13 protein-coding genes are annotated in these 11,973 nt (G+C 61.5%); 9 read left to right on the top strand and 4 right to left on the bottom strand.

Going from position 1 to position 11,973, the window contains the following annotated elements; genetic code table 11:
- Positions 1–18 precede the first annotated feature (18 nt).
- The 8 genes from ada to PSH76_RS13035 all read left to right on the top strand — a co-directional run bounded on the left by ada (position 19) and on the right by PSH76_RS13035 (position 8,501).
- Positions 19–1,092, top strand: a complete 1,074-nt coding sequence (gene ada, locus PSH76_RS13070; protein WP_305494242.1) for a bifunctional DNA-binding transcriptional regulator/O6-methylguanine-DNA methyltransferase Ada — start codon at positions 19–21, stop codon at positions 1,090–1,092.
- 71 nt (positions 1,093–1,163) lie between these two features.
- Positions 1,164–2,228: a nitronate monooxygenase family protein gene (locus PSH76_RS13065; RefSeq protein WP_032897191.1), complete on the top strand. Its 1,065-nt coding sequence runs from the start codon at positions 1,164–1,166 to the stop codon at positions 2,226–2,228.
- Positions 2,229–2,325: 97 nt separating this feature from the next.
- Positions 2,326–3,078 carry a molybdate ABC transporter substrate-binding protein gene (modA, locus tag PSH76_RS13060; protein WP_047710915.1) on the top strand — a complete coding sequence of 251 codons (753 nt, stop codon included), beginning with the start codon at positions 2,326–2,328 and terminating at the stop codon, positions 3,076–3,078.
- A complete protein-coding gene (modB, locus tag PSH76_RS13055; protein ID WP_098951403.1) occupies positions 3,079–3,759 on the top strand; it encodes a molybdate ABC transporter permease subunit in 681 nt (226 codons plus the stop codon).
- Positions 3,760–3,764: 5 nt separating this feature from the next.
- Complete coding sequence (modC, locus tag PSH76_RS13050; protein WP_305494241.1) at positions 3,765–4,844, top strand: molybdenum ABC transporter ATP-binding protein; 1,080 nt, start codon at positions 3,765–3,767, stop codon at positions 4,842–4,844.
- Positions 4,845–4,918: 74 nt separating this feature from the next.
- Positions 4,919–5,968, top strand: coding sequence for a DNA topoisomerase IB (locus PSH76_RS13045; protein ID WP_032897185.1), 1,050 nt, complete (start codon positions 4,919–4,921; stop codon positions 5,966–5,968).
- 124 nt (positions 5,969–6,092) lie between these two features.
- Positions 6,093–7,727 carry an ABC-F family ATP-binding cassette domain-containing protein gene (locus tag PSH76_RS13040; RefSeq protein ID WP_305494240.1) on the top strand — a complete coding sequence of 545 codons (1,635 nt, stop codon included), beginning with the start codon at positions 6,093–6,095 and terminating at the stop codon, positions 7,725–7,727.
- Positions 7,728–7,796: 69 nt separating this feature from the next.
- A complete protein-coding gene (locus PSH76_RS13035) occupies positions 7,797–8,501 on the top strand; it encodes a YoaK family protein (protein WP_305494239.1) in 705 nt (234 codons plus the stop codon).
- A 148-nt stretch (positions 8,502–8,649) separates the two neighbouring features.
- Here the strand turns inward: PSH76_RS13035 and PSH76_RS13030 are convergent, their stop codons facing one another.
- From PSH76_RS13030 to PSH76_RS13015, 4 genes are all read right to left on the bottom strand, one after another.
- Positions 8,650–9,003: a hypothetical protein gene (locus PSH76_RS13030; protein WP_305494238.1), complete on the bottom strand. Its 354-nt coding sequence runs from the start codon at positions 9,001–9,003 to the stop codon at positions 8,650–8,652.
- A 172-nt stretch (positions 9,004–9,175) separates the two neighbouring features.
- Entirely contained in the window at positions 9,176–9,487 is a 312-nt protein-coding gene (locus PSH76_RS13025; protein ID WP_003191337.1) for an AzlD domain-containing protein, read from the bottom strand.
- Positions 9,484–10,179, bottom strand: coding sequence for an AzlC family ABC transporter permease (locus PSH76_RS13020; protein ID WP_014718528.1), 696 nt, complete (start codon positions 10,177–10,179; stop codon positions 9,484–9,486). The genes PSH76_RS13025 and PSH76_RS13020 overlap by 4 nt, the downstream gene beginning before the upstream one ends.
- 71 nt (positions 10,180–10,250) lie before the next feature.
- Positions 10,251–10,466, bottom strand: coding sequence for a hypothetical protein (locus PSH76_RS13015; RefSeq protein WP_003191339.1), 216 nt, complete (start codon positions 10,464–10,466; stop codon positions 10,251–10,253).
- Between the two features lie 223 nt (positions 10,467–10,689).
- On the opposite strand from PSH76_RS13015, the gene PSH76_RS13010 reads away from it, so the two are divergent.
- The gene (locus PSH76_RS13010; RefSeq protein WP_305494237.1) at positions 10,690–11,970 is read left to right on the top strand and encodes an arsenic transporter; all 1,281 of its coding nucleotides are present in this window, start codon (positions 10,690–10,692) and stop codon (positions 11,968–11,970) included.
- The last annotated feature ends 3 nt before the right edge of the window (positions 11,971–11,973 follow it).

Below are 11,973 nucleotides of genomic sequence, written 5' to 3'. Positions count from 1 at the left end.
CCATCAAGAGTGCAGGCCATGAACAACGAACACGATCCGCGCTGGGCTGCCATTATTGCCCGTGATGCCAAGGCTGACGCGCTATTTGTCTACGGCGTGAAAACCACTGGTGTTTATTGCCGCCCCAGCAGCGCCTCGCGCTTACCGCGCCCAGAAAATGTCGAGTTCTTCGACACGCCGGCGCAGGCCGAGGCCGCTGGTTATCGCCCGAGTAAACGCGCTGCTGGCGACCAGACCCAATTGTCCGCACACCATGGACAGTTAGTGGCCGAGGCCTGCCGGCAAATCGAACAGGCCCAAACCCCGCCTAGCCTGGACGCGCTCGCCCGATGCGCCGGGTTGAGTCCGTTTCACTTCCACCGCGTATTCAAAGCCAATACCGGGTTGACCCCCAAGGGTTACGCCAGCGCCCTGCGTTCGCGCAGAGTGCGCGACGGCCTCAAGGGCCAGCATTCGGTGACAGACACCCTGTACGACGCGGGCTTTAATTCCAATAGCCGCTTTTATGAAGCCGCCGACCAAGTGCTCGGCATGAAACCGCGAGACTATAAAGGCGGCGGCGCCAATAACACCATCCGCTTTGCCGTTGGCCAATGCTCGCTGGGGGCGATTCTGGTGGCGCAAAGCCAACGTGGCGTGTGTGCGATTTTATTGGGCGATGATCCGGGCAAACTGGTGCGCGACCTGCAAGACCAGTTTCCCAAGGCTGAGTTGATCGGCGCGGATCAGGGTTTCGAACAACTGGTCGCCCACGTCGTCGGCTTTGTCGAGGCCCCTGCTCTGGGCCTGGATTTGCCCCTGGACCTGCGCGGCACGGCCTTTCAGGAACGGGTGTGGCAGGCGTTGCGGGAAATCCCTGCGGGCAGCACTGCCAGCTATGCGCAGATTGCCGAGCGTATCGGCGCGCCCACCTCCTTTCGCGCCGTGGCCCAGGCCTGTGGTGCCAACCACCTGGCGGTGGCGATTCCCTGTCATCGCGTGGTGCGCAGTAATGGCGAGCTGTCGGGCTATCGCTGGGGCGTAGAGCGCAAGCGCCAGTTACTGGAGCGCGAAACCCAGCCCCACAAAATGCCGCTGTCGTCCAGTGAATAAAACAGACTGGCCGGGTGCCGACTGCCCTGCTAAAACAGCGAAAAGCCCGACTAACGCTGGAGACGCACCCCATGAGCACCTGGCCAGACACCCGCATTCTTGACCTGTTGGGCATTGAGGTGCCGATCATCCAGGCGCCGATGGCTGGCGCCACCACCACCGCCATGGTCATCGCCGCCCAGCAAGCCGGCGCCCTGGGCTCCATGCCCGCCGCAGCCTTGAGCCTGGAGCAACTGCGCGACGCCTTGGCTCTCATTCGCCAGGCCAGCAACGCGCCGCTCAACGTCAACTTCTTCTGCCATCAACCGCCCGATGCCGATGAAGCGCGGGACCAGGCTTGGAAGGCCTTGCTGCAACCCTACTACCATGAGCTGGGCGCCGACTTCGACGCGCCAACGCCGGTGTCCAATCGCGCGCCGTTCAATGACGCAGCCTGCCAGGTGGTGGAAGAATTTCGGCCAGAAGTGGTGAGTTTTCACTTTGGCTTGCCAGAGAAGTCCTTACTGGATCGAGTAAAAGCCACCGGTGCCAAGGTGCTGTCATCGGCCACCACCGTCGAGGAAGCCGTGTGGTTGGAACAGCACGGCTGTGACGCGATTATCGCCATGGGCCTTGAAGCCGGTGGGCATCGTGGTCTGTTTCTCAGCGATGACCTCAACAGCCAGATCGGCTTGATGGCACTGTTGCCACAGATGGTCGACGCGGTCAGCGTGCCGGTGATTGCCGCCGGCGGAATCGGCGATGCGCGTGGCATCGTCGCCGCCTTTGCCCTCGGCGCTTCGGCCGTGCAGATCGGCACAGCCTACCTGTTCACGCCCGAAGCCACTGTAAGCGCTTCCCATCATCACGCGCTGCGCCATGCCCAGGCCAGCGAAACCGCGCTGACCAACCTGTTTACCGGCCGCCCTGCGCGGGGCATCGTCAACCGGGTGATGCGTGAACTCGGCGCCATCAACCCGGTGGCGCCGGCGTTTCCTAAAGCCGGTGGCGCGTTAATGCCGCTCAAGGCCAAGGATGAAGCCGGTTTCAGCAACCTGTGGGCAGGCCAGGCCCTGAGGCTGGGCAAAGATCTGTCCACCTATGACCTGACACGCCAATTAGCCGAGCACAGCTTGAGCAAACTCACCCGCATCTGATCTGAGCAGCAACTTGGCACTGTACCGGCAATGGCCAACCGCTATATATTCCCATACATAGCGGTAAGCCTGCCGTACACCTTCAAGGAGTTGCCTCATGATCACCCGCGTTTCACGCCTGGCCCCCCTGCTTGCCGCCTTTGCCTTGGGTACGGCCCATGCCGATGAAGTGCAGGTGGCCGTGGCCGCCAACTTCACAGCCCCGATCCAGGCGATTGCCGCCGACTTCGAGAAAGACACCGGCCATAAACTGGTCGCGGCTTACGGTGCCACCGGGCAGTTCTACACCCAGATCAAAAATGGCGCGCCGTTTGAAGTGTTCCTCAGCGCCGATGACACCACCCCGCAAAAACTCGAAAGCGAAGGCGCTACCGTCAAGGGCTCACGCTTTACCTACGCGGTCGGCACCCTGGCGCTGTGGTCGGCCAAAGACGGGTATGTGGATGCCAAGGGCGAGGTGCTGAAGAAAAATGAGTTCAAGCATTTATCCATCGCCAATCCCAAGGCTGCACCCTACGGCTTAGCCGCCACCCAGGTGCTGGCCAGAGAAGGCTTGACTGACAAGGTCAGGGACAAGCTCGTCGAGGGCCAGAATATCACCCAGGCTTATCAGTTTGTTTCCACCGGCAACGCCGAGCTGGGTTTTGTCGCCTTGTCGCAGATCTACAAGGACGGCAAAGTCACCAGCGGTTCGGCGTGGATTGTCCCGGCCGCCATGCATGACCCGATCAAACAGGACGCCGTGATCCTCAACAAGGGCAAGGACAGCGCCGCCGCCAAGGCCCTGGTGGACTACCTCAAAGGCCCGAAAGCGGCTGCCGTTATCAAATCCTACGGTTACGAGCTGTAAATGCCCCTGTCGAGTGCTGATTTTTCTGCAATCTGGTTGACCATCAAGCTGGCCGCACTGACCACCCTGATCCTGTTGATCATCGGCACACCGATTGCCCTGTGGTTGTCGCGCACCCGTTCCAAGTGGCGCGGCCCCATCGGCGCAGTGGTGGCGCTGCCGTTGGTGTTGCCGCCAACGGTCATCGGCTTTTACTTGTTGTTGGCCATGGGGCCCAACGGCTACGTCGGCCAGTTCACCCAGTGGCTGGGCCTGGGCACCCTCACCTTCAGTTTCGCCGGGCTGGTGATTGGCTCGGTGATCTACTCCATGCCCTTTGTGGTGCAGCCGCTGCAGAACGCGTTTTCGGCCATCGGCACGCGCCCGCTGGAAGTGGCCGCGACCTTGCGCGCCAACCCGTGGGACACGTTTTTTACGGTGATCCTGCCGCTGGCACGCCCGGGGTTTATCACCGCCTCGATCCTGGGCTTTGCCCATACCGTCGGTGAGTTCGGCGTGGTGCTGATGATCGGCGGCAATATCCCGGACAAGACCCGTGTCGTCTCGGTGCAGATCTACGACCACGTCGAAGCCATGGAATATGCCCAGGCCCATTGGCTGGCCGGGGCCATGGTGGTGTTCGCCTTTCTCGTGTTGCTGGCGCTCTATTCCAGCCGCAAAACCAAGATGGGCTGGAGCTGATCGCCATGATGGATATACGCCTGCAGCTGAAGTACTCCGCCTTCACGCTGGATGTGGACCTGCAATTGCCCGGCCGTGGCGTGAGCGCGCTGTACGGGCATTCCGGCTCTGGCAAGACCACCTGCCTGCGCTGCATCGCAGGTTTAGAACGCGCCGAACACGGTTTTGTGCAAATCAACGACGAGGTGTGGCAAGACAGCCGCAAAGGGCTGTTTGTGCCGCCGCATAAACGCGCCCTGGGCTATGTGTTCCAGGAGGCGAGTTTGTTTCCTCACCTGTCGGTGCGCGCCAATCTGGAGTTCGGCCTCAAACGTATCCCACGCCCGCAACGGCGCGTGGACATGGCTCAGGCCACCGAACTGTTGGGCATCGGGCACTTGCTTGAGCGTCACCCGCAACACTTGTCTGGCGGCGAGCGCCAGCGCATCGGCATCGCCCGCGCCTTGCTCACCAGCCCCAAGTTGTTGTTGATGGATGAACCGCTGGCGGCCCTGGACAGCCAACGCAAAAGCGAGATATTGCCTTACCTGGAACGCCTGCACGACGAGCAGGACATCCCGGTGCTCTACGTCAGCCACGCCCAGGACGAAGTGGCGCGGCTGGCCGATCATATCGTCTTGCTCAGCGACGGCAAGGCCTTGGCCAGCGGCCCTATCGGCGAAACCCTGGCGCGCCTCGACCTGCCCCTGGCGCTGGGCGACGATGCCGGCGTGGTGATCGCCGGCAGCGTCGTTGCCTACGACGCGCATTATCAGTTGCTCACCCTGCAGTTGCCCGATTGCCCGTTGCAGATGCGCGTGGCCCACGCCCCGCTGGCGGTGGGCAAACCGCTGCGGGTCAAGGTCCAGGCGCGGGATGTGAGCCTGAGCCTGCAGGCCGAAGAACACAGCAGCATCCTCAACCGCTTGCCGGTGACCGTCACTCAAACCATCGGCGCGGATAACAGTGCCCATGTACTGGTGCGTCTGGACGCTGGCGGCACGCCGTTACTGGCGCGCATCACGCGCTTCTCCCGCGACCAGTTGCAACTGCATCCGGGCCAGACGCTGTGGGCGCAAATCAAGGCAGTGGCGGTACTGGCTTAAGCATTTGGCACGACCGCAGGGCGCTGCGGTCAATCAGACATACCGGCCTGATTTGTTGCCAAGGAACCCGCCCCATGCCTGACTCTTCGTTACCCGCCGACCTGCCCCGCGACCTGCATTATGTGGATGACACCCAGCCCGGCATCCGCCGTAAAAAAGTGCGAGGCAAGTTCCAGTATCTGAACGCCAAGGGCGAGCGCATTACCGATGCCGATGAAATCAAACGCCTGAACGCCTTGGCGGTGCCACCCGCCTACACCGATGTGTGGATCTGCGCCGACCCTCGCGGCCACCTGCAAGCCACCGGCCGCGACGCCCGTGGCCGCAAGCAGTACCGTTACCACCCACGCTGGCGCGAAGTGCGCGACAGCGACAAGTATTCGCGCTTGCAGGCCTTTGGCGCCGCCTTGCCCAAATTGCGCAAACAGCTCGAAGCACAAATCGCCGAGCCGGGGTTTACCCGCGAAAAGGTGTTGGCCACGGTGGTGATGTTGCTGGACGCCACGCTGATCCGCGTCGGTAATACCCAATATGCCCGCGAAAACAAATCCTACGGCCTGACCACCCTGCGCAACCGCCATGTGGACATCAAAGGCAGCGAGATCCAGTTTCAGTTTCGTGGCAAGAGTGGCGTGGAGCACCAAGTCAGCGTCAAGGATCGACGCCTGGCCCGGGTGGTCAAGCGCTGCATGGAATTGCCGGGGCAGAACCTGTTCCAGTACCTGGATGAAGACGGTGAGCGGCATACCGTCAGCTCCCAGGACGTCAACGACTACCTGCACCATCTTACCGGCGAAGATTTTACCGCCAAGGACTACCGCACCTGGGCCGGCACGGCGATGGCGCTGGCGGTGTTGCGCGAGTTAGCGTGGCAGCCCGAATCCGACGCCAAGCGGCATGTGGTGGCGATGGTCAAGGATGTCGCCCGGCAGTTGGGCAACACGCCAGCGGTGTGTCGCAAGTGCTATATCCACCCGGCGGTGCTTGAGCATTTCAGCCTCGGCCAATTGTCGAAGCTGCCCAAGCCGCGAGTGCGCAAAGGCCTGAAAGCCGAAGAAGTCGCGCTGGCGATGTTCCTGGAAAAACTCGCCGAGGACTTGCCGCGAAAAGTTAAGGTGGGTTAGGCTCTGCCTCCCTTCTGACTGACAGGATGACCGCCGACGTGAACATCTAAGCCTTCCAAAATGTATCTGCAACGAGCCGCCTGGCGCGCTTGTTGGCCTGTTCGACATTTTTTTGGAGGTGCTGATGACTGACGTCAAACGGCTGCCCGCGCTTGTTTCCCTGCAACACCTGTCTTTCCAGTTCGCCAATGGCGAGACCTTGCTGGCCGACGTGAACCTGTCCATTGATCAAACGCCTACCGGTATCGTCGGGCGCAATGGACGGGGCAAAAGTATCCTGGCGAAGTTGATGGCCGGCGTGCTGCTGCCCTCCTCCGGCACCCTGAAAAAAACCGCCAATGTTGCCTATGTGCCCCAGGCTGTCGCCGTTCAACCAGGGCAAACCATCGCCGATATCACCGCAACTGCCGCGGCCCTGGCTGCCCTTGAGCGCATGGCCCAGGGCGATGCACGTCTCGGTGACCTGGAGCTGATCGACGACCGCTGGGACCTCGCCGAACGCCTGCGCCAGGCGCTGGATGCAGCGGGTTTGCCGACCCTCAGCGCCAGTACCCCGGCCGATCAACTCAGCGGCGGCCAACTCGCCAGGGTCGCGCTGATCGGGGCGTTGTTGGCGGCGCCGCAGTTACTGATTCTGGATGAACCCAGCAACCACCTTGACGCTGCCGGGCGCGATTGGCTGTTGCGCGTACTGGGCGCTTGGCGCGGTGGCCTGGTGGTGGTCAGCCATGATCGGCAGTTGCTCAACGCCATGGGCCGCATCATTGAACTGTCGCCCCTGGGCATTCAGGTCTACGGCGGCAACTACGATGCCTATCGCCAGCAACGCGATACTCACCAGCAGGCCGCGATTGCCGCGTGGGAGCAGGCGCGTCTGGCCCGCAGCCGCGAACGTCGGCGCCTGCAAAAAGATCACGACGACCTGCAGCGCCACGCCGCACGCGCACGTAAACAGGCCGAGACCGCCAACGTCGACCGTTTTACCAAGGCCCGCTGGAAAAGCGCAGCCAAGGAGATTGTCAGCACGGTACGCAGTGCCCATCACGATCACAAAAACCAACTCGACGCCCAAGTGCGCCAAGCTTACGAGCGCGTGGTGGATGAGACGCCCACACTGCTCGCATTACCAGGCTCAACCGTCCCGAATGGCCGCCAATTGCTGGTGCTGGAACAGGCGCAATTACCCTGGCTTGATCCCCTGGCACCCGCCAGTTACCTGACGCTCAACCTGACAGGCCCGGTTCGCGTTGCCGTGCGTGGGCCGAACGGTTGCGGCAAATCGACCTTGCTCAAACTGCTCGCCGGCCACTGGCGGGCGGTCAGTGGCGAGTGCAACGTCGCGGTGCCCAGCGCCTATATCGATCAGCACCTGGCGCTGCTGGACGACCGACGCAGCCTTGTCGAGCAACTTAACTTGCTCGATACGCCATTGGCCGAAGCCGAGCTGCGCACACGTCTGGCGTTGTTGCAGCTGGACGCGCTGCGGGTCACGCAGCCGGCAGGGCAACTCAGCGGCGGCGAGCGTTTGAAAGCCGCGATGGCGGTAGCCTTGTGGCGTGAAGCACCGGCGCAGTTGCTCCTGTTGGATGAACCCACCAATCACCTGGATCTGGAATCGGTACTGGCGTTCGAGCAGGCCTTGAAGGGCTTTACCGGCGCGCTGCTGGCCGTGTCCCACGACGAGGCATTCTTGCAGGCGATCGAGCCGACTCACCATTTGACGTGGCGCGCCACCGGCTGGCAACTGGAGCGTGTCTGAGGTCATTGCGCGGACAAGCAAAGCGCCCTACGGTAGTGGCCGGATAATCTCACCGAGGAAACCAGCCCCATGCTGCCTTCGTCCCGCAAGCCTTACACCAATGCCACGCTCGCCCTTCGACAGCGCTGGCGCGGGCGGGTGGGCTTGATGCTGGTGGCCTGCCTGTCGGTGCTGGCGGGCATGACCGATGCCATCGGTTTTATGGCCAGCGGCGATTTCGTCTCGTTCATGAGCGGTAACACCACGCGCCTGGCGGTGGCCATCAGCGCGGGCGACCTGGGGCTCACCGGGCGGCTGGTGTTGTTGGTCGCTACCTTCGTGGTCGGCAATGCCTTGGGCGTATTGGTCAGCCGTTTCAGCAAGCGCCACGCGTTGCCCTTATTGCTGTGCATCGGCGCCTTGCTCTGCGCTGCGGCGTTGTGGCCTGCCACCGACACCTTGCCTGCGTTGCTCGCGGCCATTATTGCCATGGGCATGCTCAACGCGGCCGTCGAGGAGGTGAACGGATTACCGGTGGGGCTGACCTACGTCACCGGGGCGCTGTCACGTTTTGGTCGCGGGCTGGGCCGCTGGTTAATGGGCGAGCGCCGCAATGGTTGGCGCGTGCAACTGATTCCGTGGGCCGGGATGTTTATCGGCGCGGTGATCGGCGCCCTGCTGGAACAGCAAATGGGCCTGCGTGCACTGTGGGTCAGTGGTGCGTTGGCCGGGGCCTTGGGGGTGGTGACACTGTTGATTCCGCGACGCTGGCACTTGGGTTTCATGCCCCGTTGAGGATGGAGTGGAGGAGCTCGTTCGACGTTTAAGCCTCGACATCCGTGTACCGGTAAAGAGCCATCACGTCGAACGAGCGAGTGAATCATAAGCCAATGCCCGGCGGCTGTCCCGCCAGGCGTTTCGGAATATGACTAAGGCAACCGACTTACAGACAAGTGGCCAGTGCTGCCAAGCGACGCTTGGCTGGCATATTGTCCTGTGCGGCGTAGTAGTTGACCTTGGAACCCGCACCGGTGCTGAGTACATCGACAAAGTAATCGCCACCGGTGGTGTACACCGTGAAGCCACCCGCCTCGGTCGCTTCCTTGAAGCCGCCGGCATCGACGCCGAACACGCTTTCATCCTGCCAGCCAAACTGGATGCACTGGGCAACTACCAGGGTGGCCTTGTCTGAGGCCAGGGTTTTGTACGGGCTGCCTGCGCGCGCCTCTTTCATCTTCGAACCGGCGCAACCTGCCAGTGCCGCCAGTATCAATGCGCCCATTACCACTTTGTGCATGCCATTGCTTCCTTGGAAAAACCGTGACTCTACCATTGTGCCGAGGCCAACTGACGTGCCCATGAACTTTGTTTCACTGTGAAGGGCAAACACGCCGCCTATAGTGGCCAGGCTCATTTTTTAGAAGTCTCCCTTCTGCCCGCCACCCCGCGGGCTTTTTTTTGCCCGGGTATCAGAGCCACCAACGCAGCAGATAGAACAGCGCCATGCTCAATAGCACAGTGGTCAATACGCTGCGTGTCCAGTACATCAACGCCACGGCGCAAATACCGGCCAGCAGGTAAGGATTGGTCGGGCTCAGGTTGAGCTGATGGTCCGCCAGGAAAATAATCGGCCCGCAGATCGCCGTGAGCATGCCTGGTACGGCGAAGCCCAGAAATTCACGCGCGCCGCGATTGAGCCGCACCGGCAGTCGTGGCTCGATAAACAGGTAACGGTTGAAGAACACCACCAGGCCCATGGCCACAATCATCAGGTAAATCATCGTTGCCCCACTCCCAGCCGCTTGCAGGCAAACCCCGCGCTCATCCCCAACACACCCGAGACCACCACCGCCGACTCCCAGTGCAAATAACTCAACCAGACCGAGCTCAGCAACGCGACCGCCACGCATACCACCGTGGGCACATCGCGCACCACCGGGGTGATCAACGCGATAAAGGTGGCGGCAATCGAGAACTCCAGCCCCAATTGATCAAGGCCGGGAATGCTCTTGCCCAGCACGATGCCGGCGAGGGTGAAGAGGTTCCAGATCAGGTAAAACGTCAGGCCGACGCCCAGGGCGTACCAGCGATTGAAGGTCTGGCGGTCATAGTGGTTGACCAGGGCGAAGAACTCATCGGTCAACAAAAACCCCAGGCTCATGCGCCAGCGGGTGTTCAGCGAAGACAGGGTAGGACGCATGTGCATGCCATAGAGCAGATGCTGGGAGGTCAGCAGCAAGGTGGTCAGCACAATGGAAATCAGGCTGGCACCGCTCTTGACCATGCCAATGGCTACCAATTGTGCGGCACCGGCAAACACAATGGCGGACAAGCCTTGGGCTTGCAGCGGGGTAAATTGCGCGTCGATGGCCATGGAGCCGGCCAGCAACCCCCAGGGCGCACAGGCCAGGGACAAGGGAATGACGGCGATGGCGCCGCGGGTGAAGGCGTAATGAGGTAATGCAGTGGGCATGGAAACGGCTCATCGACAGACAGTCGACAAGCATGCCAGCACCAACGAAGGCGTGTCTTGAACGATCTTGCTCAGGCGAGCTTTACCGACACCTGCTCTACCGAATCCCGCGCTTCGCGCAATTCGTAGGCATCCTGGTTCAGTCGGTGGATGGTATTGAGCAGGCGCTGGCGCAGCACTTCATCGCCGAGTTTTTCCACGGCGCGCATCAGGTCGAACGCCGCGGTTTCGTTATTTTCCGCGACGGAATCCAGGGTCTTGCGCAGGTTGCGGGTGGCTCGGGTCACGCGGGGTCTTCCTTCATCAGCAATGGGCAGGCACGTTAGGACATTTGTGTTTCATTTTAATTTCAAACAGTTGTGGTGGTTTTACAGGCGTTTGATCCATATCAACTGAAACAAGATTTGACCGGGACATACAGAAATACGTATAGACGCACTGCGTCTGAATGCAATGGGCGACAGACCACAACGGGCCAGCCTTGCTGGTGAGCCATCGGAGCTTTTATTCATGCTTGTCGCAATTGCGATTTTCCTCGTCACCATCGTGCTGGTCATCTGGCAACCCAAGGGCCTGGGCGTCGGCTGGAGTGCCACCCTGGGCGCGATCCTGGCGCTGACGTGTGGGGTGATCAGCCTGGCGGACATTCCGGTGGTGTGGCACATCATCTGGAACGCCACCGGTACCTTTGTCGCGCTGATCATCATTAGCTTGTTGCTGGACGAGGCCGGCTTTTTCGCCTGGACGGCCCTGCATGTGGCGCGCTGGGGCCGTGGCCGCGGGCGGCGGTTGTTTGCTTATATGGTGCTGCTCGGTGCGCTGGTATCGGCGCTGTTTGCCAATGACGGTGCGGCGTTGATCCTGACGCCTATCGTGATGTCGATGCTGCTGGCCTTGCGATTCTCCCCGGCGGCGACCCTGGCCTTCGTCATGGGCGCAGGGTTTATCGCCGACACCGCGAGCCTGCCGCTGGTGGTGTCGAACCTGGTGAACATCGTTTCGGCGGACTATTTCAAGATTGGCTTCAATGAATACGCCGCGGTGATGGTGCCGGTGAACCTGGTCAGTGTCGCCGCCACACTCGCGGTGCTGCTGTGGTTTTTCCGCCGGGATATTCCGCAGACCTACGACCCGGCCGACCTGGACGACCCCGCCAGTGCCATCCATGACCGTGCGACCTTTCGCGCCGGCTGGTGGGTGCTGGGTATTCTGCTGGTCGGTTGTTTTGCCCTGGAACCGCTGGGCATACCCATCAGTGCGATTTCGGCGGCCTGTGCGGTGCTGCTGGTAATTGCTGCCAAAGGTCATCAGATTTCCACGCGCAAAGTGCTTAAGGAAGCCCCGTGGCAGATCGTGATTTTTTCCCTGGGCATGTACCTGGTGGTGTATGGCCTGCGTAACGCCGGCCTGACCGATTACCTGGCGACCTGGCTCGACACCTTCGCCACCTACGGCGTGTGGGGCGCGGCCATGGGCACCGGGGTGCTGACGGCGCTGCTCTCCTCGGCCATGAATAACCTGCCGACTGTGCTGATTGGCGCGTTGTCCATCGAGTCCAGCCAGGCCGTGGGCGTGGTCAAGGACGCGATGATCTACGCCAATGTGATCGGCAGCGACCTGGGCCCGAAAATCACGCCTATCGGCAGCCTGGCCACTTTGCTGTGGCTGCACATCCTGGCGCGCAAAGGCATCACCATCACCTGGGGTTACTACTTCAAGGTCGGGATCGTGCTGACCTTGCCCGTGCTGCTGATCACCCTCGCCGCCCTCGCTTTGCGCTTGAGCCTCTAAAGG

Source organism: Pseudomonas sp. FP215 (assembly GCF_030687795.1).
Classification (GTDB): domain Bacteria; phylum Pseudomonadota; class Gammaproteobacteria; order Pseudomonadales; family Pseudomonadaceae; genus Aquipseudomonas; species Aquipseudomonas salmasensis.
Note: the sequence above shows the minus strand (reverse complement) of the source record. Positions and strands in the feature narration are given on the sequence as shown.